Consider the following 25,091-nt stretch of genomic DNA (forward strand, 5'->3'; position numbering starts at 1 on the left):
ACCTGCATGCCGCACATTACTGTCATTGTTGATACGTTCGACCAGAGTACTATAGATGGGTTCTCTGCTCCATGTTTCAAGCCCCCTGTCCCTGTGGCCTGCGCAGTTCCCGCGCCACCAGGTAAACCTCGCGACTCCGGGGCCGGGACGCCGCCGGCTTGCGGGTCAATACTTTGCCAAATACCGCACGGGCTTCGCGGAAAAGGTCGTCGAACCCCTCCCCCTGAAAGACCTTGGTGGCAAAGGTGCCACCGGGCGCCAGCACTCGCTGGGCCATATCCAGCGCCAGCTCAACGAGATACATAGACCGCGGCTGGTCCACAGCGTTCACTCCGCTCATGTTGGGCGCCATATCGGAGATCACCACATCCACGGGTTGGTCCCCTATCGCCGCGAGAATGCGGTTGAACACTTCCTCCTCGGTGAAATCACCCTGGATGAACTCGACCCCGGCCAGGGTATCCATCGCCAGGATATCGGATGCAATAACCCGGCCGTGATGGCCAACCAGTGTCGCCGCCACCTGGGACCAGCCGCCGGGCGCGCTGCCCAGGTCAAGCACAGTCATCCCGGGACGGATCAACCGGTCTTTTTCCTGCAGTTCCAGCAGTTTGTAGCATGACCGCGAGCGATAGCCCTCACGCTGCGCCCGCTGTACGTAGGGATCTTCGCGATGCTCCTTCAACCACGCCTTGCTTGATGATTTCTTTTTGGCCATTACCGCCCTTACTGTATTGTGAGGAGCCCGAACCTATGCGCCGCGCGCCGGCTTGTGTAGACTACGCGCCCCCAGATCCGGCCATTGTACCGTGGAATGACTATGAGCAAGAAAGCCTCTCAGGACAAAAAACAACTGCGCGCCATCGGCCACAAGCTGAAGCCGGTGGTCACTGTGGCCGGCAATGGCCTCAGCGACACCGTTTTACAGGAGCTGGAGAGGGCCCTCACCGATCACGAGCTGATCAAGGTCAAGCTTGCAGCGCCTGATCGCGAGACCCGCGCTGCGCTCGCTACCGAGCTGTGTTCGCGCACCGGGGCGGAGCTCGTGCAAAGTATCGGTAACGTGGTGCTGGTGATGCGGCGCGCCGCCAAGCCTGACCCGCGCCTCTCCAACCTGATGCGCCCCTTCTAGCTCTTTACGGAACGGTTGCGTGGGCCCGCTCGGGCCGCTAGATATGCTGAACCTGGCTTATTTCATACTCTATATTGCCGGATGGGGCCTTAACCACCACCACATCGCCCTCTTCCTTGCCTATCAGCGCGCGGGCAATGGGCGAACTGACTGAAATCAGGTTATTTTTCACATCCGCTTCGTCATCTCCCACTATGCGGTAGGTGACAGTGGCATCGGTATCCACGTTCACCAGCTCCACCGTGGTCCCGAAAATCACCTTGCCGGTGCGGGGAATAGTGGTGACATCAATCACCTGGGCATTCGACAACTTGCTTTCGATATTCTGGATCCGGCCCTCGGCGAAGCTCTGCTGTTCACGTGCGGCGTGATACTCGGCGTTTTCCTTGAGGTCACCGTGCTCGCGCGCTTCCGCAATGGCCTGGGTGATACGCGGCCGGTCAACCCGCCTGAGCCGTTCCAGCTCCTCGCGCAGGCTGCGTTCGCCACTGACCGTCATGGGCACCTTACTCATACACCGATACTCCTGTGGAGGTCCTGCAACCTGCGCACTGTTTTATCTGTTTCCAGTTTCAGCGCCATACACATCGCTTCGGCGGCTGCCAGCGTAGTAGTGTAGAACACCCGATGTTGTTCTGCACTGGCCCGGATAGGGGCCGAATCGGCAATCGCACGGCGGCCTTCGGTGGTATTGATAATAAGGTCTGCCTCGTCATTCTTGATCATGTCGACAATATGTGGGCGCCCCTCGAGCACCTTGTTTACCCGCCGCACGGTGAGGCCTGCTGCCTCCAGGGCGTCCGCGGTACCATTGGTCGCCGCCAGGCTGAAGCCCAGTTCAACCAGTTCACGTGCGACCGCCACGGCGCCGGGTTTGTCGACATCGCGTACGCTAATCAGCGCGGTGCCACTGTGCGGTGGCGGCTCCCCGGCGGCCAGCTGGGCCTTGGCAAAAGCGCCGGCAAAGGTATCGCCGGTGCCCATCACTTCACCGGTGGAACGCATTTCCGGGCCAAGAATAGGATCCACCCCGGGGAATTTATTGAACGGCATCACCGCTTCCTTCACCGAGTAGTAAGGGGGTATTACTTCCCGGGTAAAGCCCTGCTCAACCAGGGTCTGGCCAACCATGCAGCGCGCGGCCACCTTGGCCAGGGAGACGCCGATGCACTTGGATACGAAGGGCACGGTACGCGACGCCCGCGGGTTAACCTCGATCACGTAGATTTCGTCGTCCTGCCAGGCAAGCTGTACGTTCATCAGCCCCTTCACGCCCAGCTCCAGCGCCATCTGCCGGACCTGCTCGCGCATGCCGTCCTGCACCTCCGCAGCCAGGTTATAGGGCGGCAGGGAGCAGGCGGAATCACCCGAGTGCACCCCGGCCTGCTCAATGTGCTGCATGATGGCGCCGATCACCACCTGTTCGCCGTCGCTGACCGCATCGATATCCACTTCGATGGCAGCGCTCAGGAAACTGTCCAGCAGTACCGGGGCGTCATTGGACACCTGTACCGCATCGCGCATGTAGCGCAGCAGGTCTTCCTCGCGATAGACGATTTCCATGGCCCGACCGCCGAGCACGTAGGATGGCCGCACCACCAGCGGATAGCCGATGCTTGCTGCCGCCTGGACGGCCTCTTCAACGCTGCGCACGGTAATATTCACCGGCTGCTTCAGGTCCAGCTTCTGGATCATGTGCTGGAAACGCTCGCGGTCTTCCGCCCGGTCAATCGCGTCCGGCGTGGTGCCAATAATCGGCACGCCATGGGCCTCCAGGTCGCGGGCCAGCTTGAGCGGCGTCTGGCCACCAAACTGCACAATAACTCCCTTGGGCTTTTCCAGGTCGATGATTTCGAGCACGTCTTCCAGCGTCACCGGCTCAAAGTACAGGCGATCCGAGGTATCGTAGTCAGTAGACACGGTCTCGGGGTTGCAGTTGATCATGATGGTTTCATAGCCATCTTCGCGCATGGCCAGGGCGGCGTGCACGCAGCAGTAATCAAACTCGATCCCCTGGCCGATCCGGTTGGGGCCGCCGCCGATCACCAGGATTTTATCCCGGTTCGAGGGTGCCGCCTCGCACTCCTCCTCGTAGGTGGAATACATATAGGCCGTGGCCGAGGCGAATTCGGCGGCACAGGTATCAACGCGCTTGTAGACCGGGCGACAGCCCAGCGCCTGGCGGTGTTTGCGCAGTTCCCGTTCGCTGATACCCAGCAATACCGCCAGCCGGGTGTCGGAAAAACCCTTGCGCTTGAGGCGGAACATCTGTTCGTAGTCGATATCGGCCAGGGTGACCGGCTTGAGTGCATTCTCGGTGGCGATGATGTCCTCGATCTGCACCAGGAACCAGGGATCGACACCGGAGTAGCGGTAAACCTCGTCCACGCTCATGCCGGCGCGAAAGGCGTCGCCGATGTACCACAGGCGGTCTTCCGCCGGGGTTGTCAGTTCCGCAATCAGTTCCACCCGGGCATCCGGATGGTCCACGTCGAGCTTGTGCTCAAACCCGGCGGAGCCCACTTCCAGGCCGCGCATCGCCTTCTGCAGCGACTCCTGAAAGGTCCTGCCAATGGCCATCACTTCGCCCACCGACTTCATCTGGGTAGTCAGACGGGGGTCTGCGCCGCCGAATTTTTCAAAGGCAAAGCGGGGAATCTTGGTAACGACATAGTCGATGGCAGGCTCGAAAGACGCCGGGGTGGCGCCACCGGTAATATCGTTCTGCAGCTCGTCCAGGGTATAGCCAATCGCCAGCTTGGCGGCGACCTTGGCGATGGGGAAGCCGGTCGCCTTGGAGGCCAGCGCAGAGGAGCGCGATACCCGAGGGTTCATCTCGATAACGACCATGCGACCGGTTTTGGGGTCCATACCAAACTGCACGTTGGAACCGCCGGTTTCAACGCCAATTTCACGCAGCACCGCCAGCGAGGCGTTGCGCATGATCTGGTATTCCTTGTCGGTCAGCGTCTGGGCGGGGGCAACGGTGATGGAGTCTCCGGTATGCACACCCATGGCGTCAAAGTTCTCGATGGCGCAGACAATGATGCAGTTGTCGTTCTTGTCCCGCACCACTTCCATTTCAAACTCTTTCCAGCCGATCAGGGACTCGTCAATCAGCAGTTCCTTGGTCGGCGACAGGTCCAGCCCGCGGGTACAGATCTGCTCGAATTCATCGCGGTTGTAGGCGATGCCGCCACCGGACCCGCCCATGGTAAAGGAGGGCCTGATGATGCAGGGAAAGCCGAGCTGGTCCAGCACCTGGAAGGCTTCTTCCATGCTGTGCGCCATGGCAGCGCGCGGCGTCTCCAGGCCGATGCGCTTCATCGCCTGGTCGAACAACTGGCGGTCTTCCGCCATATCGATCGATTCTTTGGTGGCGCCGATCATTTCGACACCGTATTTTTCCAGTACCCCCTCGCGCGCCAGGTCCAGGGCGCAATTGAGTGCCGTTTGCCCGCCCATGGTGGGCAACAGGGCATCGGGACGCTCAGCCTCGATGATCTGCGCAACCGTCTGCCAGACAATCGGCTCGATGTAGGTCGCGTCCGCCATGGACGGATCGGTCATGATGGTCGCCGGGTTGGAGTTCACCAGGATAACCCGGTAACCCTCCTCGCGCAGGGCCTTGCAGGCCTGGGCGCCGGAATAGTCAAACTCGCAGGCCTGGCCGATGACGATGGGACCGGCGCCGAGAATCAGGATACTTTGGATGTCGGTTCTTTTAGGCATGGTATATCAGCGGTTTCCTGCTCGTGCGGCGATGAGCTCGATGAAATGATCAAATAAGGGAGCGGTATCGTGCGGTCCGGGGCTGGCTTCCGGGTGCCCCTGGAAGCTGAACGCCGCCTTGTCGGTACGATGAATACCCTGCAGGGAGCCGTCAAACAGTGATTTGTGCGTGACCCGCAGGTTGTCCGGCAGAGTGGACTCATCCACGGCAAAGCCGTGGTTCTGGCTGGTGATGATCACGGTGCCATCGTCCAGGTTCTGCACCGGGTGGTTGGCGCCGTGGTGGCCGAATTTCATTTTCACCGTGCGGGCACCGCTGGCCCGGCCCAGTAACTGGTGGCCCAGGCAGATACCGAACACCGGCACATCCGTTTCCAGGATTTCCAGAATGGCCCTGACGGCGTAATCGCAGGGCTCCGGGTCGCCGGGACCACTGGACAGGAACACCCCGTCCGGTTGCATTGCCAGCACTTCGGCGGCAGGCGTCTCGGCCGGCACCACGGTGAGGCGGCAGCCGCGGTCAACCAGCATCCTGAGGATATTACGCTTGGTGCCGTAATCATAAGCGACCACATGCCAGGGCAGCTCGGCATCGCTGTACTCGCGAAAGCCGGCCCCATGGGCCCAGGTGCCCGCGCGCCAGGTGTAGGTTGTACTGGTTCCCACCACCTTCGCCAGGTCCATCCCGGTTATACCGGCAAAGCCGCGAGCCTGTGCCACCGCGGCTTCCGCATCGACTCCCGCACCGGCCATGATACACCCGCCCTGGGCACCCTTTTCCCGCAGGATCCGGGTAAGACGGCGAGTATCAATGTCGGCAATCGCCACGATGTTGTGCCGCTGCAGATAGCTTTGCAGGTCTTCCTGGTTACGGTAGTTACTGGCCATCAGCGGCAAGTCGCGAATGACCAGGCCGGTCGCCCAGATGCTCGGGGACTCCTCGTCTTCGCTGTTGGTGCCGGTATTGCCGATATGGGGGTAGGTCAGAGTGACTATCTGTCGCGCATAGGAAGGATCGGTAAGGATTTCCTGGTAGCCGGTCATGGCGGTATTAAATACCACCTCGCCTACGGAAGCACCTTCAGCACCAATTGCCAAACCTTTGAAAACAGTGCCATCTTCAAGGGCCAACAGGGCGGGAATGGGCAAGAACACCTCCAGAAATCAGCGGCAAACCTTGGCTGCGGGCGCCCGAAAAAAAGCGAGATGGGGTGACCACATCTCGCTTTTCCTCATAGAATCAGCTCTGGTTGTTAGCAGGTAAACACAGGGCCCGGGGCGCGGTCCGGGCGTGTTAAAACTCGGTCCACATTGTAGGGGATCGCCCCGTGGCTGTCCAGCAAAAGGCTGGGCCAGCTCGCCTTTACCCAGCGCTGCAACAAAGCGGTTGCGTCACGCAGGCCTTCTCTTATCATGTAGGCACCCAATAATAGAAGGCACAATACACAATGAGCTACAGCACAGGTAAGTCCGCCGTAATAACCGGCGCCGGTTCCGGCATTGGCCGCGCGCTCGCCCGGCAACTCAACAGCGAAGGCTGCACCCTGTTTCTCAGCGATATCGACGAGGCGGGGCTGGCGGCAACCGTGGCCGGCCTGGCGAGACCAGAGATGGCAGCCCACCAGCAGCTGCTGGATGTCGCGGATAAAACCGCCATGGACAGCTGGGCCGAAACCATTCGCGAAGCCCGGGGCAGTGTTGATATTGTGGTCAATAACGCCGGGGTTGCGCTATCCGCCAGGGTGGACGAGGGGCGTTACGAGGATATCCAGTGGCTCATGGGAATCAATTTCTGGGGCGTCGTTCACGGCACCACCGCATTCCTGCCATTGCTCAAGGCGGCGCCGACGGCGCACCTGGTCAACATTTCATCCATTTTTGGCATGATCGGCGTGCCCACCCAGTCGGCCTATAACGCCTCCAAATTCGCAGTGCGCGGTTACACCGATGCCCTGCGGCTGGAGATGGCAGACAGCAACGTGCACGTCTGCTGCGTGCATCCGGGCGGCGTGGGCACCAATATTGCGCGCCGTGGGCGCGGCGGCCCCGCGGACATGAGCGAAGAGGAGCGCGGAGCCGCTTTCGATCAATATGTTCGCACCACCGCAGAATCAGCGGCGGCACAGATTGTCACCGCAATAGAGCGACGCAAGCCGCGGCTGGTGATCGGCAGTGACGCCCGCTTCATCAATCTGGTATCTCGGCTGTTCCCGGTAAGTTACCCGCGACTGCTGTCAGGACTGGGTGCTATAGGCCGCGACGAACAGGCATGACTCCATCGCTTCCCGGCAGCAGCCCGCCGTGACCCGCAAACTGCCCTCGGGCCAGTTATTGGTATTGATCACCGCGCTGATGGCGACCGCTATCGGCCAGTCGCTGGTATTTGCCATTCTCGCGCCCCTGGGCCGCGAAGTCGCCCTGTCGGAATTACAGATAACCTCCATTATTGGCCTTTCCGCATTGGTTTTCGCGGTGGCCGCACCGCACTGGGGTCGCCTGAGTGACCGCATTGGCCGCAAGCCCATCATCATCACCGGACTGATCGGCTATACCGCGGGCACCCTTGTATTTACCAGCGTGTTCTACGCGGGGCTGGCTGGAGTCGTGGGCGGCCTGCTGTTCTATGGCGTCGCTTTGCTGGCGCGCTGCGGGCAAGCAGTGATCATGTCAGCCACCAACCCCGCCACTACCGCCTACGCCGCCGATAACAGCAGCCCAACGCAGCGCTCAAAAACCATGGCGCGGCTGGGCACCGCCAACAGCATGGGCACTATCCTGGGACCGGCGGTGAGCGGTGCGCTCGCCACCTTCGGCCTGCTGGCACCGCTCTATTTCGCCGCTGCGCTGGCGGCTTCCGCGGCGGTACTGGTATGGCGTAAATTGCCGCCTACTCCAAAACAGGAAATAAAGCCGCGCCACCTGCGGGTTCGTCTGCGTTTCACCGACCGGCGAATAATGCACCTGCTGGCGACCGCCGTGGGGCTGTTTGTGGGGTTTTCCGGTATCCAGCAGACCCTGGGCTTTCAACTGCAGGACAAACTGGTGCTGACCGGCATCCAGACCGCACAGATGACCGGCGCGGCGTTAATGATATCCGCGACCTTTACCTTTCTGGTACAGATCACCCTGATGCAGCGGCTCAAACTCGCGCCGGCGCAGGTTATTCGACTGGGGTTGCTGGCCATGCTGATCGGCGCCGTAATCCTGGCGGCGGCCCAGCAGTTCCCCCTGCTCGCCATCGGCATGGCATTCCTGGGAACAGGGCTGGGCCTGACCATGCCCTCCATTTCCGCCGGTGCATCGCTGGCGGTGAGCGCAGAAGAACAGGGCGCGGTGGCCGGCCTGGTAGCCGCCTGCCCCGCCATCGGCTTTGTCGTCGGGCCGATCAGCGCGGGAGCACTGTACCAGGTACATCCTGCGCTGGCGCCTCTGTTCAGCGCCAGTGTATTCCTTGCTGTGCTGATACTGCTGCTACTCAGGGCCCGCCGCTAACCCGAGCAAGCCCTGGGGTCAGGTCTCGCATTGTAGCACTTGGCCGCAAGAAGGTGGGAGCTGGGGTCAGGTCTCGCATTGTTGCATTTGGCGGTGAAATTTAAAGGCTGGGGGCAGGGCTCGCATTGTTGCATGCGCCCCGACGGGGCGCCGGCAACAATGCGAGACCTGACCCCAGCTCCCACCCCACCACAACCAAATGCTACAATGCGAGACCTGACCCCATGGTGGTGCAAATGCTGGCGAGTGCCTCGCGCAATGGCGTTGGCACCGGCACTGATTTTCCGGTCGCGCGCTCTACGAATACGTGCACAAAGTGTCCATGCACCAGGGCCTGGTCTTCGCCCTCGCGAAAAATGGCGATGCCGTACTGCACGGAGCTGTTGCCGATACGATCAACCCGCAGGCCGCCCTCCAGTGCTTCCGGGTAACTGGCGGGCGCATGGTAGTCGCAACCGGACTGCACCACGTAGCCCACGATACTGCCATCGCTGATATCCAGCCCGCCCGCTTCAATCAGGTAGCGGTTGGCGACCGAGTCAAAGTACGAGTAGTAGATAACGTTGTTGATGTGACCGTAGATGTCGTTGTCCGACCAGCGTGTGCTGATCGGGTAAAACACGCGGTAGTCTGCCCGCTGCGGAGGAACGCTCATGGCACCTCCCCGAAGGCGGCGCGATAAATGCCAAGGGCATCGGCCAGCAGCACGGCACGGGGATTATTCACCAGCAACCGCTGTTGTAACATGGCCTCATCCGCCAGCTGCGCCAGATGAGCCTCTACCACACCCACCTGGGCAAGGGTGGCGGGCAACTGCACGTCCGCTATCAATTCGCGTAATGCCTCCACCAGGGCGCTGGCGCGGGCCTCGTTGCTGCCCTCGATACCGGGGATCACGATATCGGCAAGCTCGGCGTAGAGGTCAACGGCATCGGGCATGTTGAATGCCATTACCGAGGGCAATACCAGCGAGTTACTCAGGCCGTGGGGGATATGGTAGTGGCCACCCAGCGGATACGCGAGGGCGTGCACCGCGGCCACCGGGGCGTTGGCAAAGGCCTGCCCCGCCAGACAGGCGCCCAGCAACATGCTGGCGCGGGCCTCGCGATTACCCCCTTCGTGGACCGCCGTACGGATATTACGCGACAGCAGGCGCAGGGCCTCCCGGGCAAAATTATCGGACAGGGGGTTTTTCCTGACGGCAGAGGTGTAGGCCTCGATGGCATGGACCATGGCGTCAATGCCGGTCATCGCGGTCACTTTTGCCGGCAAACCCAGGGTCAGGTCGGCGTCGAGTACAGCCACATCCGGCAGCAACAATGGCGAAGACACGCCGGCCTTGGTGGTCTCGCCCGTGGTGATCACGGCCACCGGGGTCACTTCGGAACCGGTACCGGCGGTAGTCGGCACCAGCACCAGCGGCAGGCGGCTGCCGCGCACCTGGTCCACGCCGTACAGCTGCGCCAGCGGCTGTTCACCCCCCAGCAGCACTGCCACAATCTTGGCCACATCCATCGAACTGCCGCCACCCAGCGCGATGACCCCATCTGCACCAGCAGCGCGCCCGGCTGCGGCGGCCGCTTCAACAACGGTATCGGGGGGGTCTTCCAGCACCTGGTCAAACAGGGTCACCGACATGCCGGCGGCATCCAGCGCCGCCACTACCGGCTGTACCAGGCCAATCGCCACCAGTCCCGGGTCCGTTACCAGTAACGGCCGGGCCATACACAGGCGCCGGCAACTCTCTGCCAGCGCCAGGGCACTGCCCGGCCGGCAGATCAGCTGGGGCACAGTATTGAATACGAAGGGCTGCATGGCTTCGGCTCCTGTCACATGGTCAGTATGACTTTTCCGCGGGCGCGGCGCTCCATCATACAGGCGTAGGCCTCTTCATATTTCTCCAGCGGAAACAGGTCCGTCACTACCGGGTTCAGCTTGCCCTGCGCGAATAACGACCACAGCTCGTGGATATTCTGCAGGTTCACCTCGGGCTCTTCGGCCATGAAGCGGCCCCAGAATACCCCGACAATGGCACAGCCCTTGAGCAGGGTCAGGTTCAGCGGAATGCTGGGTATCGGGCCGCTGGCAAAGCCGATCACCAGGAAGCGCCCCTTCCAGGCCATACTGCGCAGCGCCGGTTCAGAGTAATCACCACCAACCGGGTCGTAGACAACATCCACGCCCTTGCCGCCGGTCAGCTCCTTCAGTGCATCCTTGAGCGAGACCTTGCTGTAATTGATCACCTCGTCGGCACCCAGCTGCTTGCACAGCTCCAGTTTCTCGTCGGTGCTCGCCGCGGCGATAACCCGGGCACCAAACAGCTTGCCCAGTTCCACTGCGGTGGTGCCTACGCCACCGGCGGCACCGAGCACCAGCAGGGTCTCACCCGGCTGAATATTGGCGCGCTGCCTGAGTGCATGGTAAGAGGTGAAGTAGGTAATGGCGACACCGGCGGCCTGCTCGAAGCTCAGGCCCTCCGGCATCGGGAATACCGTATTCTGGTCGGCGGCAATGCGCGAACAGAAGGCGCCGTGGGCGCCCATGGAGATCACCTTCTCACCGGGCTGCAGGCGGGTGACATTCTTGCCCACCGCAGCGACCACACCCGAGCACTCGCCACCGGGGATGAAGGGCAGGTCCGGTTTGGTCTGGTACTTGTTCTGGATGATCAGCACATCCGGGAAGTTCAGCCCCGCCGCCTTGACGTCGATCAGGACTTCATTGTCACCGATCTCGGGATCCGGCCACTGGGGCTCAAAAACCAGCTTGTCCGGGAGTCCGTGTTCCTTGCAAACGACTGCTTTCATATCATGCCACCTCGAACAGGCCGGCTGCACCCATGCCGCCACCCACGCACATGGTGACAACAACGTATTTTACACCGCGACGCTTACCTTCTATCAGCGCGTGGCCGATCATCCGCGAGCCGCTCATGCCATAGGGATGGCCAATGGAGATGGCGCCGCCATTAACATTGAGTTTGTCGTTATCGATGCCCAGCTTGTCGCGGCAATACAGTACCTGCACCGCGAACGCTTCGTTCAGTTCCCACAGGCCGATATCATCCACCGACAACCCGTGCTGTTTCAACAGCTTGGGCACCGCAAATACCGGGCCGATACCCATTTCATCGGGTTCGCAGCCGGCAACGGCAATACCGCGGTAGATACCGAGTGGCTGCAGGCCTTCCCGCTCTGCCACCCTGGCGTCCATCAGTACCTGGGCGGAAGAGCCATCGGACAGCTGGGAAGCGTTACCGGCGGTAATGGTGCCACCCTCAATAACGGTCTTCAGCTTCGCCAGGCCCTCCAGGGTGGTGGCGCGCAGGCCTTCATCGGCACTCACCGTCGCTTCGGCTTCCGATTGTTCGCCAGTTTCCTTGTTCCAGACAATGCGGTTACAGGTTACCGGCACCAGCTCGTCGGCATAGCGACCCGCCTCATAGGCGGCAGCGGTACGCTGCTGGGACTGGAGCCCATATTCATCCATGGCGTCGCGGGAGATCTTATAACGATCGGCGACCACTTCCGCGGTCTGCAACATCGGCATGTGAATGTGGGGGTGCATTTCCATGAGCCCGGGATCAACCATCCTGTGGACATTCATGTGCTCGTTCTGCACCAGGGACACCGACTCCAGGCCACCACCGATCACACAGCTCATGCCATCGTCAATAATCTGCTTGGCGGCAATCGCCACCGCCATCAGGCCGGAAGAGCACTGGCGATCAACCGTCATCCCGGCAACGGTGACCGGCAGGCCGGCGCGCAGGGCGATCTGGCGTGCCACGTTGCTGCCGGTAGTCCCCTGCTGCAAAGCGGCGCCCATGATGACGTCGTCAACCCGGGCGGGGTCGATACCGGCGCGGCTCAGGGCCTCGGCAACCGAAGCCGCACCCAGCGTAGCGCCGGTAAGATTATTGAAGCCGCCGCGGTAGGCCTTGGCGATTGGCGTACGAGCCGTGGATACAATTACTGCTTCTTTCATGGAAGTCTCCTTGCGGCGCAGCCAGAAACTGCCGCCAATTGGTTTCAGTCGAGTTTGATGCCAAGGCCTTCAGCGGCCTTGCCGATCATTTTCATGCTCTGCTCAAAGCCGGCTGTCAGTTCGCGCTCGCCGTCAGGATCAATAATCTGCTCCCAGTGCGCGGCAATACCCTCGGGGGTCTGCTCATCGAGGGGCAACCAGACACTTTCGGTCTCGAGAATGCGGGACACCGCAAACGAGCCGGCGCCGGCCGCGAGAATGGTGCGGTTGGGGGCGTCTTCACCCACCAGGAACAGCACTGCAGGGGTCACCGTTTCCGGTGTCAGCAGATCAAATGCCGCCTGCGGCAACAGGCCTTCAGTCATACGAGTGCCCGCGGTGGGTGCAAGGGCATTAACGCGAATGTTGTACTTGGCCCCTTCCTGTACCAGGGTATTCATCAGGCCGATCACCGCCATCTTGGCAGCGCCGTAATTGGATTGGCCAAAGTTGCCGTAAAGACCGCTGGAAGAGGACGTTACCACGATGCGCCCATAAGCCTGGTCGCGCATGATGTCCCAGCAGGCCTTGGTGCAATTCACCGTGCCCATCAGGTGCACATCAACCACCAGTTTGAAGTCCTCGATGGAACCCTTGGTAAAACTCTTGTCGCGCAGGATTCCTGCATTGTTGATAAGAATGTCAATCCGGCCCCACTCGTCCATGGCCTGTTGCACCATGGCTTCGACTTCATCGTAATTGGCGACATTGGCGCCGTTGGCGATAGCTTCGCCACCCGCGGCCTTGATTTCGGCGACAACGCCACGCGCCGCTTCACTGGAAGCGCCAACACCATCCTTGGAGCCACCCAGGTCGTTAACCACTACTTTAGCCCCGCGTGCAGCGAGGGCGATGGCGTGGCAGCGGCCCAGGCCCTGGCCGGCCCCGGTAACAATGGCGACCTTGCCGTCATAACGAATTGTCATTGCAGTACTCCTTGTTTGCAGACGCCTGCGTGGCGGGCGCCCGGTAGTTGAATAAGTGTTCTAACCGGTAACAATCATGGACAGCCATTCGGCCACCAGGGCCGGGTTTTCCTCGCCTTCAATTTCAACGGTGATGCCCTGCTTGACCAGGAAGCGACCGCCCTCCTTTTCCTGCACGTCCAGGATCTCCATATGTGCCCGGACCCGCTTGCCGGCGCGTACGGGGGTCAGGAACCGCACTTTGTCAAAGCCGTAATTCAGGCCCATCACCACATTTTCCGGCATGATCCCCATGCCTTCAACCATCTTGACCAGCATTGACAGCGTCAGGAAGCCGTGGGCGATCGTACCCCCAAACGGTGTCTGGGCAGCTTTTTCCTGATCGACGTGAATGAACTGGTGATCTTCGGTGCAGTCGGCAAAGGTGTTGATACGCTCCTGGTCCAGGGTACTCCATTCGCCCGGCCCAAACTTGACGCCAATCTGTTTGACCATCTCTTCTTTCGGTACGATTTTGTATGTCATTGCATGGTTTCCCTAATAGGCATAATGAAAAAAATAAACTCCCGTCACCGACATCAGCCGTCGCGGAAGGTGGCGTTAACGTCGGCCTGCCGGGCATAGCCCTTGAGTTCGTGCCGGCCCACCACCATGCGGTGCACCGCGTCCGGGCCGTCCGCCAGGCGCAACGTACGCTGCCCCATGTACATGACCGCCAGAGGCGTGTCCTGGGAAACGCCAAGGCCACCGAACATCTGGATGGCTTCGTCGACGATGCGGATAGCCACGTTGGGGACAGCCGTCTTGATCATGGAAATCCAGATCCTGGCTTCCTTCGGGTCAACGTTGTCCATCATCCAGGCGGTCTTCAGGGTCAGCAGGCGCGCCATTTCAATGTCCATGCGCGCATTGGCAACGATGTCGATGTTGCCGCCCAGCCGGGCCAGTGGCTTGCCAAATGCGGTGCGCGATACGGCCCGCTCACATAGCAACCTGAGCGCTTTTTCAGCCGCGCCGATGGCCCTCATGCAGTGGTGAATACGGCCGGGCCCCAGGCGCCCCTGGGAAATCTCAAAACCCCGGCCGGGGCCCAGGATCATGTTTTCCTTTGGCACCCGGACATTGGTGAAGCGCTGGTGCATATGCCCGTGGGGCGCATCGTCCATGGAGAATACGTGCATGGCCCGCAGGTTTTCCACCCCCGGGGTATCCATCGGCACCAGAATCTGCGATTGCTGCAAATGCTTGGGCGCATCCGGATCGGTCTTGACCATTACGATCATGATTTTGCAACGTGGGTCACCGGCGCCGGAAATATAGTGTTTCTCGCCGTTGATCACCCACTCATCACCCTCAAGCACTGCACTGGTACAGATATTGGTCGCGTCGGATGAAGCCACATCGGGCTCGGTCATGGCATAGGCCGAGCGGATCTCGCCATTCATCAGTGGTTCCAGCCACTGCTGCTTCTGGGCCTCGCTGCCGTACTTGTGCAACACTTCCATATTGCCGGTGTCGGGCGCGGCGCAATTGAACACCTCGGCGGCAATGTGGGACTTGCCCATCTCTTCCGCGAGGTATGCGTACTCCACAGTGGTCAGGCCGGAGCCGTGCTCACCGTCGGTGAGAAAAAAGTTCCACAGACCCTGGTCGCGGGCCTTCGCCTTCAGGCCCTGCATAATCTCAGTTTGCCGGGCGGTGAATTGCCAGCGGTCACCCACGTCGATTTCGGCGAGATACTCGTGCTCAAGCGGCGCGATTTCCTTCTCCATGAAGGCCTGTACCTGCGCCAGTAATGGCTTTAACTTGTCACTGATTCCCAAATCCATAAAAATCTCACTCTCGCTGATAAAAATGACCTGTGTCGACGGGTTAACCCGCCAACTCCTGTGCCAGCCGGGCCGTGTAGTCGGCTTTCAACTGGCGCTTGAATATCTTGCCCGAGGCGATCCGCGGCAATTGCTCATGCTGCAGCCATACATGGGCGGGCACCTTGAAGCTCGCCACATGTTCGCGCAAATAGTCCTGCAGTTCATCCGTGGCCAACGCCGCACCTTCTGCCAGCACCACAACCGCACCCACTTTTTCACCCAGGCGCTCATCGGGCAACCCGAATACCGCGGCTTCCACCACGGCCGGGTGCTGGTAGATGGCCGCCTCGACTTCAATACAACTGATATTCTCACCGCCGCGGATGATGATTTCCTTGATCCGGTCGACGATATAGAGATAGCCATCGTCGTCCAGATAGGCCACATCACCGGTATGGAACCAGCCGTCAATGAACGCCTCGGCGGTGGCTTCGGGTTTGTTCCAGTAGCCCAGTACGTTGGCCGGGGATTTCATGCACAGCTCACCGCGCTCGCCGGCGGGCAGGCTGTTGCCGGCGCTGTCGATCACCTTGAAGTCGGTCACCGCGGGCACCGCGCGACCGGTGCTGTGCGGGTTGGCGATATAGAAGGCGCCGCTGTTTACCGCACCCAGGGCGTTGGTCTCGGTCAGGCCGTAGCCGATACCCGGCACCGAAGCGCGGAAGGTACCGGCGATCTTGCCTACCTGGTCCGGCGGTCGCGCCGCGCCACCGGAGAACACATCAACCAGGGAGGACAGGTCATGGGCGCTGTCGCGGGCCGCGGCCTGCAACTCGGCCGACATGGTAGGCACCCCATTGAACCAGGTTATACGCTCGGCCTCGATCAGGCGCAACGCTTCGTCCACATCCCACTTGTGCATGATCACCATTTTGCGGCCGATGAGCATCGACAATAAAAACGCCGAGTGGCTGCCGGTGCAGTGGAACAGCGGAATAGTCAGCAAGCCGGCGGGAGGATATTGCGGCGCAGGCGCGTCGGCGGAACCAGCCTGTTTGGTGGCCACTCCCAACAACATCCAGCTCCAGATGGCCGAGAGCACACCGCGGTGCGATGACAGTGCACCCTTGGGATGGCCGGTGGAACCCGAGGTATACATGATGGTGGCATGGTCGTCGGGTGCTACCGTCACCGGCGGCATTGCCGCGCCGGCAAACTCTGCCTGCAAAGCCTCGAAATCAGTGGTATCGACCGCAAGCCCGGTACAATCCCCCACCGCAATAATCTGCAAGTCATGTTGCGCCGCAATGGAGGCGAGCCTGGCTACCCGCTCCGGGTCAGCCACCACAACCCGGCTGCCGCTGTCACCAATGCCGTAATCCAGCTCTTCCGTTGTCCACCAGGCATTCATGGGTACGGCGATCCCACCGATAGCGACGATGGCAATGAATGCCATCATCCACTCGGGGTTATTGCGGCTGACAATGGCTACCCGGTCGCCGGGCTCGACACCGAAACGCTGTTGCAGGGCGGCGGCAAGGGCGGCACTGCGCTGCCAGGTCTCGGCAAAGCTGTAGCGCTGATCCCGGTAGACGATAAAGGGTTTGTCGCCGTGCTGCTGTAACAGGGCGCAATACTCGCCAAGATTGGCGGGCATGGCGACATAATTGCGAAAGCGGACACCGTCGATCTCCATCTCGTTCAGCGCAAAGGGCTGTCCCGGTGCCGTGAGGGCGGCAACAGCGGCTTCAATCTTTTCAATTTCAGGGTGCATTATGGTTGTTATCGTCCTGTTGGGGCCACTGGCTAGAATCCGCTCAAGCGGGCAAAGCGGTCAAGGTGATAGTTATAGTCACCAAAGCAATGTTGCACCACCCTGGCCCGCTTGATATAGAGGCCGATATCGTATTCGTCGGTCATGCCGATACCGCCGTGCATCTGGATGCCCTCATTGGTGGCGCGCTGGGCCACTTCACACAGCTTGGCCTTGGCCGCGCTCGCAAGCTTCGGCAGGTCCGGGTCATTCGCGTCAATGGCCTGCAGCGCCTGCAACACAATGGAACGCGCCAGTTCCAGTTCGGCAAACAGTTCCGCCGCCCGGTGCTGCAGTCCCTGGAACGAACCAATCACCTTGCCGAACTGCTTGCGTTCCTTCAGGTAGGCGACCGTCAACTCAAAGGCCCTGGTTGCCAACCCAAGCAGCTCGGAGGCCAATCCCACGTTAGCAATATCCAGGGTACGACTCAAACCGGGCCAGGCGGCGCCAGCTTCGCCCATGACAGCATCCGCACCTACGGCGACGTTAATGAAGCGCAGTGCGGCCACGCCGCGGGAATCCACCAGGCTGCGACGCTCTACCGTGAGCCCCGGCACGCCTGCAGGCACCAGCAATGCGGTAAGACCTTCGGTCTCACCCGCGGCCCCGGCGGTACGAGCGATCACTACAAAATGGTCTGCCGCCAGCCCGTCCAGTACCAGGCATTTACTGCCGTTGAGGGTAAAGCCGTCCGCCGCTGCGGTAGCCACCAGGGCGGTGTGTTCGGGAGCGTGATGCGGCCCCTCCTGTAGCGCCAGGGAAACCAGGATTTCGCCCGCCGCCACTGCCGGTAGCAAGGCCTGTTTCTGGGCCTCAGTGCCGAGCTCGTTGATAGCGGTAGCGCCGACCAGCACCGCGGACTGTAGAGGGGTCGGGCTCAACTGTCGGCCCGCCTGTTCCAGCACCAGCCCCAGGCCGGTATAGCCATAGCCCAGGCCGCCATAGGCTTCCGGAACCGGAATTCCAGGCCAGCCGAGCTCGGCAATTTCGCGCCAGACCTCACGGGAAAACCCCAGTTCATCGCCGGCATCCCGCAGGGCACGCAGCTGTGGCACACCCGCCTTTTCGGCCAGCAGACCCGCCGCAGAGTCCCGCAGCATTACCTCTTCTTCAGTAAGTATCAGTGCCATGTCAGGTATCCTCTGTCACTCAGTCCGGCAGGCCCAAAACCCGCTTGGCGATAATATTCAACTGCACTTCCGTGGTGCCGCCTTCAATGGAGTTTCCCTTTGAGCGCAGCCAGTCCCGGCTGGTACCGCCGCCGTCATAGACGTCTCCCTCCCAACCCAGCGCCGGTTCACCGCCGACCGCCATGTTCAACTCATTACGCCGCTTGTTAAGCTCGGTACCGTAATATTTGAAGATGGATGAGGCCGCACCCAGCCCCTGGCCGGCCTTAGCCTCATCCCCCACCCGGCTCATGGTCGCACTGAAGGCCAGTGCATCGAGCTGGTACTGGGCAATCGTCTGGCGCAGGATGCCATTCGCCAGGCGACCACTGGCATCCGCCCCAAGGATCTCCAGGGCGGATTCGCCGACCGATTTTTTGGGTGCGGCGCCAAACCCGGAGATCATTTCGCGCTCGTGGGTCAACAGGTACTTGGCAATGGTCCAGCCCTTGCCCTCCTCGCCCACCAGATTGCGCTTGTAAGCCTTGACGTTGTCAAAAAAGGTTTCGCAAAACGGCGACGAGCCACTGATCAGGCGAATGGGACGCGTGGTAACACCGGGACTTGCCATGTCGAACAGGATAAAACTGATGCCCTCGTGCTTACTGCCGCTGTTGTCGGTGCGCACCAGGCAGAATATCCAGTCCGCCTTGTCCGCGTAGGAGGTCCAGACTTTTTGCCCGTTGATTATATAGTGGTCACCCTGGTCTTCCGCCCGGGTTTGCAGGCTGGCGAGATCGGAGCCGGCATTGGGTTCGGAGTAGCCCTGGCACCAGCGAATTTCGCCGCACGCTATGGGGGGCAGATGCTCCAGCTTCTGTTCTTCATTGCCGAAGTGCAGCAGGGCGGGACCGAGCATGGAAATGCCAAAACTGTCCAGCGGACGACGGGCATTGATGCGCGCCATTTCCTGCTGCAGCACTTTGGCCTCTTCTTTACCAAGGCCGCCACCACCGTATTCACGGGGCCACTGGGGCACTGTCCAGCCCCGCTGAGCCATGCGTTCGCACCAGACTTGCTGGTCGGGGTGGGCTACTTCGGGGTGGCGCCCACCCGTGTAGATGTCTTCAAAGCCGCTGACGGGCTCGCGCATGGAGAGCGGGCAGTTTTCTTCCAGCCAGGCGCGGGTTTCAGCGCGAAATTGTTCCAGGTTATTCACAGGATCACCTCATCGGGCACACGAATGACGCCCTCCAGTTCACTACCGCCGCAGCACAGCTGCACACTGGTTTTGAACATACAGTATGTTTTGCCTACTTTCAAGAATGCCCGCCCACGCAACGGCTCTCCCCGGTTTATCCGGGAAGAGCGTCGCTATCGCCGGAGAGGCTAGATCTGTGCCCGGGGCATCTCTACCTGGGAGGCCGTGAGCCCGCCGTTAACCCCCAGGATTTCGCCGGTGATATAAGCTCCCGCCGGAGAGGCCAGGTACAGCGCGCAGGCGGCGATATCCTCGGGCAGGCCCAGCCGTGCCAGCGGGGTTTTGGCGCACATTTCACGCTCGAGATCGTCGTTCATGAAGTTGGCCAGCGCCGTGGTCACCGTGGCCCCAACACCAATGGCGTTTACCCGTATCTTGGGTGCAAAGTCCTGTGCCAGCTCCTGGGTTAACCAGGACAACGCCGCCTTGCCGGTACCGTAGGCCGCAAAGCCGGGCTGGGGCAGGCTGCCGGCAACCGAGGAAATATTGACAATGCAGCCCTTGCCCGCCGTGGCCACCATATGCGGCACGCTGAGTCGGGACAGGGAAAAGGCGGTAGTGACGTTAAAATGCAGGCAGGCATCAAACTCCGCGTCGGTGGTTTCCAGCGCCGGTTTCGGACCCCAGCCACCGGCGTTATTGACCAGAATATCCAGGCGACCGAATTCGGCCACTGCCTGGGCGACCAGGGCTTCGCGCTGCTGCCCGTCGAGCACATCGCAGGTGACGACCAGGGCGCGGCGACCCCGAGCCCGCACCTGCTCGGCGGTCTCCTCCAGATCACTGAGCGTGCGCGCTGAAATCACCACATCGGCACCGGCATCCGCGTAAGCGATTGCAGTGGCGGCACCGATACCGCGTCCGGAACCGGTAATAACGGCAACCTGCCCGTCGAGACGGAAACGATCAAGAATACTGGCCATGGAGAACTCCTGTTATTGATAGGGACGGATGTCAGTACCCGAGGCCGCGTCAGTTGAGGCCCGCCGCCGGCAGGGTATTGAGTGATGGATCATTGGGGGGATTGTAAACACACCGGGTGCCTGCCGGATGGTAGATGTAAGCCACACAGCCATTACAGTTGTCGCAACCGGATTCGCTCAACTCGCCGCTTTGAAACTTGCTCACCAGCGCCGGGTCGTGGATCAGCGCCCGCGCCATGACGACACACTCGAAGCCCTCTGCCATGGCCTGCTCCGCATTGGCCAGTGATTTGGTGCCACCCAGGTAGGCTAGCGGAATGTTCACCGCCGCCCGGATTTTGCGCGAGTAATCCAGGAAATACATTTCCCTGAACTCAACCTGGGGCTCACTGGAAGCGGCAAATTTCATCATCAGCGCGGTAATCCAGTCCCCCTGCTGCTTGAGCACCCGGCCTATTTCGTCACGGTTCATATTGCTACCGAACATGAACCAGGTGGATTCGACATTACGACCGCCGGAAAGCACCAGCATATCCGCACCCGCCGCCTGCAGTGCCATTGCGGTAACAATGGCATCCTCCACTGAGGCGCCGCGACGGGTGCCATCGGCCACGTTGATCTTGGCCAGCACCGCCAGGTCATCGCCAACTGCCTGCTTCACCGCCGCCAGCACCTGCGCCGGAAAGCGAACGCGGTTTTCGGGGCTGCCCCCATACTGGTCCTCGCGTCGGTTACTCAGTGGCGATATGAACTGGTTAAGCAGGTAACCGTGGCCCATATGCAACTCTACTGCGTCAAAGCCTGCTTCCCGAGCCAGTTCCGCCGCGGCAACAAATTCCGCAATGACACGGGTCATGTCCTCTTCGGTCATCGCCCGCTGCAAAAGATTACCCTTGAGCAGGCCCGCCGGATTGAATCCCGAGCTGGCGCTTATGGTACGGCCGCGCACTTTCATGCCGGTTACAAAGGAGCCGCCATGGGTAATCTGGGCAGAGATCGCGGCGCCCTCTGCGTGCACGGCGTCGGTCAGTACGCGCAAATCCGGCAACACCTCCGGTCGCATCCAGATCTGGTTCGGCAGGGTCCGGCCCTCCACTGCTACAGACATGTAAGCGACCGTGGTCATACCCACTCCGCCCGCGGCCAGGTCGCGATGATGTTTTACCAGCGCTTTCGAAGGCCTGCCATCAAGGCACATCGCCTCGTTGGCGCCTGACTTGATGAATCGGTTACGCAGGGTCAGTGGCCCAAGGGTCAGCGGGGAAAATGGGGAGACGGAAGCAGTCATGATGTGGTCACTCACAAGCAAATACCAGAAAGAGAAGATAGTAACAGGGCCGGTGAAACTATCGCGATGCCTCCCGGACGGGTAGCGGGCAACGGTTTAACATGGCAGGCGCAATTCCGGGCCGGCTGACTTCCCCCACCCACGAGAGTCGGATTTTATGGCCGATCGCCGGCGGCTCAGGGAATCAGTACGGCAGCCCCCTGCAAACGGCCGTTACGCAGGTCATCGAGTGCCTCGTTGGCGCGCTCCAGGGGGTAGGCGACGGTCTCGGTAATGACGGGTATGGTCGGCGCGAGCGCAAGAAAATCGATACCATCCTGGCGGGTAAGGTTGGCCACCGAGTGGATACTCCGCTCACCCCATAGCAGTCGGTAGGGAAAAGCGGGGATGTCCGACATGTGAATGCCCCCGCTGACCACCCGGCCGCCAGCGCGCACATGGCCAAGGGCCGCCGGTATCAGCGCGCCGACCGGGGCAAACAGGACAGCCGCATCCAGCAAAGCCGGGGGCTCCTCGAAAGAGGCACCCGCCCACTCTGCACCCAGGCGCAGGGCAAAGGCCTGCGCCGCCGTGTCGCCCGGGCGGGTAAAGGCATATACCTGCTGACCCGCGGCTACCGCCACCTGTACCAGGATATGCGCCGCCGCCCCGAAACCGTAAATACCCAGTCGCCTGGGCTGGTCGCCGCCGGCAATACGCCACGCCCGGTAGCCAATCAGTCCGGCACAGAGCAGCGGGGCGGCGGCCTGTGGCTGGTAACCCGCGATCGGGAAGCAGTAACGGGCATCCGCTACCGTAAACTCGGCATAGCCCCCGTCCCGGGTATAACCGGTAAACTCCGCACTGCGGCAGAGATTCTCGCGACCCCGGGTACAGTAATCGCAATGGCCACAAGTCCAGCCCAGCCACGGCACGCCCACCTGGTCGCCCACCTCGAATCCCCGAACCCCTGGGCCCAATGCCGTTACCAGGCCGATAATCTCATGGCCAGGCACCAGCGGCAGCACAGGTTCGTCCAGCTCCCCGTCCACCACGTGCAGGTCCGTGCGGCAAACACCACAGGCCAACACATGTAACAGCAATTCGCCCGGCCCGGGCTCGGGCCGGGGAATCTCTTGCAACTGCAGGGCTGAACCGGGCTCCAGCAGACGCATTGCCCGCATGGGCGCGACGGTATTCATAAACATATCTCCTTTACAGCTGTATTAACTCTTAGACGGAATCCGCGCGTTCCACAAGCGTCGCGGGCAATACGGGCAATTTGGATGGGCATCGCCAGCCTCTCTCTGATACCATCTTTCGATATTTCCCCGAAGAGTACCTGCCTGAATGTCGGCCACCACAGACGATAATGAGAGCTACCGTCGTCAGCAGGAGGCTGCCCCGGAGGACGCTGCATTGATAGACAGGGATGACAGCAGCATGAAACCCACGCCTGCAGCGGCAGCCGACCAGGATCAATCGGTAAGCACCCACAATCTGCCCCCTGACAATAAGATGCCGGGGGAGGATGACTACCAGCACGGGGAATGGCAGGAATTGCCGCCCGCATTCGCGGATACGGCGGAGGATAACGGCGACTGGATGGGCCTTCCGCCCTCTTTCGATGATGCCGACTACAGTCCCGAAGAACATCTGGATGATGACCAGTGGCATCGCGCCGATGCGGCGCCGATTCCCGACACGGAGGCGGCTGCGACTGTTGCACCACCACCAGCGACTGCTCCTGCAGAAGCGCCGCCCCCAGAACAGCAAGCCCTGCCTTTAACGCCGCAACCCCGCGTCGGGGGCTGGCGCGCGGTCGGGCTCGCCTTCATTACTGCCACGGTTGTCGGCCTGGTCGCATTCAACGCCTACACGCTGGTCAGCGAGAATGCCTCCCTGAAGACAGAAATACAGCGCCTGCAGATTCAGCTGGATACCGCCACATCACCTGCTGCACCCTCCGCAGAAGCAGTGGCCGATGAGGAACTGCGACGCTCCCTCATGCAACGCAATGAATCCCTGGAAAACGAGCTGGCGAATCTGGAGCAAGGCTACGTCCGTCTCGAAACAGAGCTGACCGATACACTGGCTGCCTATAAGGCCAATAATGCGGCCCTGGAAGAGGAGCTGCTGGCGTCACGCCAACAGCAGGCCGCAACGGTAGACCCCACACCACCCACGGAAGCAGCCGGCCCCATAAATGATACCGGCGCCTGGTTCGTCAACTTTGGCTCCTACGGCCAGCGAGCGCTGGCGCAGCGCTGGAGCGAACAGCTGAACGTGTCTACCGGGACCGTTATTCTGCAGGAGGCCGTTGCCGACGGTGAAGCGGTCTATCGTGTGCGCGTGGTCGGCCTGGCGACCAAATCACGGGCGGACGAACTGGCCCGCACCCTGGCATCAAAGCATCAACTTCCGGCGTTGTGGGTAGGCCGCGACTAGTCGATCTTTACACGCCTATTCTAACGGACACAAACACGATTCCGGCCTGCTTTTTTGGCATCGTACAACGCACTGTCAGCCCGGCTGGTAATCTCCTCAATGCCCTCTCCGGCTTTGGACGCCGTTACCCCGATGCTTACCGATAGTGACAGTGCCAGCGAAGCTTCAGCGTCTTCCGTAGTGAAAATGGTCTCGCTTATCAGGTCACAGATTTCTTCTGCCTTCTGGGCCGCAATACGTGCCGGAGCACCCGGAAAAACAATAACGAATTCATCGCCTCCAAACCGGGCAAAAAAATCCTCATTACGTATCACACTGCGACACATCGCCACCACGCCCAGCAACACGCGGTCACCCACCAGGTGTCCGTAGGTGTCGTTGATTTCCTTGAAATTATCGAGGTCCATGATCAACAGGGCAAAGGATTGTATTTGTGCACTGGGGGCGCTGAGTAGACCACCGAGAAACCAGTCAAACGCTCGTCGATTGTAAACACCGGTAAGACCATCGCGTCGCGACTCCTGTTGCACCTGCTCAAGTTCGGCACGCAGGACCTCCACCTGGCCCGCCAGGCTTTGAATATTATTTTTTTCACCCTCTTGTTTTTCGAGCACCGTTTTACGCATTAACCCGATTTCAGTAGCCAGGCTGGACTTGAGTCGACGGATATCTTCAAGGCGACTGATCTTCGTCATGGTGTCAATTTGCCCAAGGACAGTTGAATGATAAGTACTGTTCCGGGAGTCCATTTCCACCACGGCTTTAGTCAAAATGTTGACCATATTGCGCAGTTCCGCGTCCAGTTCCCGCAGATATTCCTGCTGCGCGCTGATGAAGTTCGGGATGAACTTGCTCTCCTTAGCCAGCAAACGCGGGGAGCTGCGTTCCAGTACCAGTTTTGGCAACGTGGACTTCAGCTGTGCTATCGAAGCCTGAAACTGATCGGTCTCAAGTTCGGCCACTTTGATCGAAAAATCACGCAGGTGCGTCAACAAACCGTCAGCAAAGTCCTGATGTATTTGCTCCCGTTTCCTGCTCGCCGCAAGCAATGCTTCCGCATTGCGCTGCCTGGCAAATGCAGACGCTTTCCATTTCCTGAACAGCATAGTTTCCGTAGCCCTTTATTCCGTAAGATCCGAACAACTCTT

At 60.7% G+C, this 25,091-nt stretch carries 22 protein-coding genes; 4 read left to right on the forward strand and 18 right to left on the reverse strand.

The window, feature by feature from the left end:
• Positions 1–76 precede the first annotated feature (76 nt).
• Positions 77–718: a 23S rRNA (uridine(2552)-2'-O)-methyltransferase RlmE gene (gene rlmE, locus CWI75_RS00775; RefSeq protein ID WP_101519563.1), complete on the reverse strand. Its 642-nt coding sequence runs from the start codon at positions 716–718 to the stop codon at positions 77–79.
• A 102-nt stretch (positions 719–820) separates the two neighbouring features.
• On the opposite strand from rlmE, the gene CWI75_RS00780 reads away from it, so the two are divergent.
• Positions 821–1,132, forward strand: a complete 312-nt coding sequence (locus tag CWI75_RS00780; RefSeq protein WP_241521026.1) for a YhbY family RNA-binding protein — start codon at positions 821–823, stop codon at positions 1,130–1,132.
• Positions 1,133–1,169: 37 nt separating this feature from the next.
• Here CWI75_RS00780 and greA read toward each other — a convergent pair whose 3' ends face one another.
• The 3 genes from greA to carA are packed head-to-tail and all read right to left on the reverse strand — an operon-like array spanning position 1,170 to position 6,013.
• On the reverse strand, positions 1,170–1,646 hold the full coding sequence (gene greA, locus CWI75_RS00785; RefSeq protein WP_101519565.1) for a transcription elongation factor GreA: 477 nt from the start codon (positions 1,644–1,646) through the stop codon (positions 1,170–1,172).
• Positions 1,643–4,864, reverse strand: coding sequence for a carbamoyl-phosphate synthase large subunit (carB, locus tag CWI75_RS00790; protein ID WP_101519566.1), 3,222 nt, complete (start codon positions 4,862–4,864; stop codon positions 1,643–1,645). Before carB ends, greA begins: the two co-directional genes overlap by 4 nt.
• A 6-nt stretch (positions 4,865–4,870) precedes the next feature.
• On the reverse strand, positions 4,871–6,013 hold the full coding sequence (gene carA, locus CWI75_RS00795) for a glutamine-hydrolyzing carbamoyl-phosphate synthase small subunit (RefSeq protein ID WP_101519567.1): 1,143 nt from the start codon (positions 6,011–6,013) through the stop codon (positions 4,871–4,873).
• A gap of 299 nt (positions 6,014–6,312) precedes the next feature.
• Here carA and CWI75_RS00800 point away from each other — a divergent pair, with 299 nt between their 5' ends.
• A complete protein-coding gene (locus CWI75_RS00800) occupies positions 6,313–7,137 on the forward strand; it encodes an SDR family NAD(P)-dependent oxidoreductase (protein WP_101519568.1) in 825 nt (274 codons plus the stop codon).
• A gap of 28 nt (positions 7,138–7,165) precedes the next feature.
• Positions 7,166–8,356, forward strand: coding sequence for an MFS transporter (locus CWI75_RS00805; protein WP_241521027.1), 1,191 nt, complete (start codon positions 7,166–7,168; stop codon positions 8,354–8,356).
• Positions 8,357–8,558: 202 nt separating this feature from the next.
• Here CWI75_RS00805 and CWI75_RS00810 read toward each other — a convergent pair whose 3' ends face one another.
• The 13 genes from CWI75_RS00810 to CWI75_RS00870 form a co-directional block, all read right to left on the reverse strand.
• Positions 8,559–9,011: an acyl-CoA thioesterase gene (locus tag CWI75_RS00810; protein ID WP_101519569.1), complete on the reverse strand. Its 453-nt coding sequence runs from the start codon at positions 9,009–9,011 to the stop codon at positions 8,559–8,561.
• Positions 9,008–10,171, reverse strand: a complete 1,164-nt coding sequence (locus CWI75_RS00815) for an iron-containing alcohol dehydrogenase (RefSeq protein WP_101519570.1) — start codon at positions 10,169–10,171, stop codon at positions 9,008–9,010. Before CWI75_RS00815 ends, CWI75_RS00810 begins: the two co-directional genes overlap by 4 nt.
• Before the next feature lie 14 nt (positions 10,172–10,185).
• On the reverse strand, positions 10,186–11,163 hold the full coding sequence (locus tag CWI75_RS00820) for an NADPH:quinone oxidoreductase family protein (RefSeq protein ID WP_101519571.1): 978 nt from the start codon (positions 11,161–11,163) through the stop codon (positions 10,186–10,188).
• A 1-nt stretch (position 11,164) separates the two neighbouring features.
• The gene (locus CWI75_RS00825) at positions 11,165–12,343 is read right to left on the reverse strand and encodes an acetyl-CoA C-acyltransferase (RefSeq protein WP_101519572.1); all 1,179 of its coding nucleotides are present in this window, start codon (positions 12,341–12,343) and stop codon (positions 11,165–11,167) included.
• A 44-nt stretch (positions 12,344–12,387) separates the two neighbouring features.
• A complete protein-coding gene (locus CWI75_RS00830; RefSeq protein WP_101519573.1) occupies positions 12,388–13,308 on the reverse strand; it encodes an SDR family NAD(P)-dependent oxidoreductase in 921 nt (306 codons plus the stop codon).
• 60 nt (positions 13,309–13,368) lie between these two features.
• Entirely contained in the window at positions 13,369–13,833 is a 465-nt protein-coding gene (locus CWI75_RS00835) for a MaoC family dehydratase (protein ID WP_101519574.1), read from the reverse strand.
• 53 nt (positions 13,834–13,886) lie between these two features.
• Complete coding sequence (locus CWI75_RS00840; RefSeq protein ID WP_101519575.1) at positions 13,887–15,137, reverse strand: acyl-CoA dehydrogenase family protein; 1,251 nt, start codon at positions 15,135–15,137, stop codon at positions 13,887–13,889.
• A gap of 43 nt (positions 15,138–15,180) precedes the next feature.
• Positions 15,181–16,893: a class I adenylate-forming enzyme family protein gene (locus tag CWI75_RS00845; RefSeq protein WP_101519576.1), complete on the reverse strand. Its 1,713-nt coding sequence runs from the start codon at positions 16,891–16,893 to the stop codon at positions 15,181–15,183.
• A 32-nt stretch (positions 16,894–16,925) separates the two neighbouring features.
• A complete protein-coding gene (locus CWI75_RS00850) occupies positions 16,926–18,065 on the reverse strand; it encodes an acyl-CoA dehydrogenase family protein (RefSeq protein ID WP_101519577.1) in 1,140 nt (379 codons plus the stop codon).
• Positions 18,066–18,084: 19 nt separating this feature from the next.
• Positions 18,085–19,263 carry an acyl-CoA dehydrogenase family protein gene (locus CWI75_RS00855; protein ID WP_101519578.1) on the reverse strand — a complete coding sequence of 393 codons (1,179 nt, stop codon included), beginning with the start codon at positions 19,261–19,263 and terminating at the stop codon, positions 18,085–18,087.
• 170 nt (positions 19,264–19,433) lie between these two features.
• Positions 19,434–20,228: an SDR family oxidoreductase gene (locus CWI75_RS00860; protein WP_101519579.1), complete on the reverse strand. Its 795-nt coding sequence runs from the start codon at positions 20,226–20,228 to the stop codon at positions 19,434–19,436.
• A 49-nt stretch (positions 20,229–20,277) separates the two neighbouring features.
• A complete protein-coding gene (locus CWI75_RS00865) occupies positions 20,278–21,531 on the reverse strand; it encodes an NADH:flavin oxidoreductase (RefSeq protein ID WP_241521028.1) in 1,254 nt (417 codons plus the stop codon).
• A 161-nt stretch (positions 21,532–21,692) separates the two neighbouring features.
• Positions 21,693–22,697: a zinc-dependent alcohol dehydrogenase family protein gene (locus CWI75_RS00870; RefSeq protein WP_206604592.1), complete on the reverse strand. Its 1,005-nt coding sequence runs from the start codon at positions 22,695–22,697 to the stop codon at positions 21,693–21,695.
• Positions 22,698–22,845: 148 nt separating this feature from the next.
• Here CWI75_RS00870 and CWI75_RS00875 point away from each other — a divergent pair, with 148 nt between their 5' ends.
• The gene (locus CWI75_RS00875) at positions 22,846–23,943 is read left to right on the forward strand and encodes an SPOR domain-containing protein (RefSeq protein WP_101519580.1); all 1,098 of its coding nucleotides are present in this window, start codon (positions 22,846–22,848) and stop codon (positions 23,941–23,943) included.
• A 20-nt stretch (positions 23,944–23,963) separates the two neighbouring features.
• Here the strand turns inward: CWI75_RS00875 and CWI75_RS00880 are convergent, their stop codons facing one another.
• A complete protein-coding gene (locus CWI75_RS00880; RefSeq protein ID WP_101519581.1) occupies positions 23,964–25,049 on the reverse strand; it encodes a sensor domain-containing diguanylate cyclase in 1,086 nt (361 codons plus the stop codon).
• Positions 25,050–25,091: the final 42 nt, after the last annotated feature.

The organism is Kineobactrum sediminis (assembly GCF_002868715.1).
In the GTDB taxonomy this organism is placed as follows: domain Bacteria; phylum Pseudomonadota; class Gammaproteobacteria; order Pseudomonadales; family Halieaceae; genus Kineobactrum; species Kineobactrum sediminis.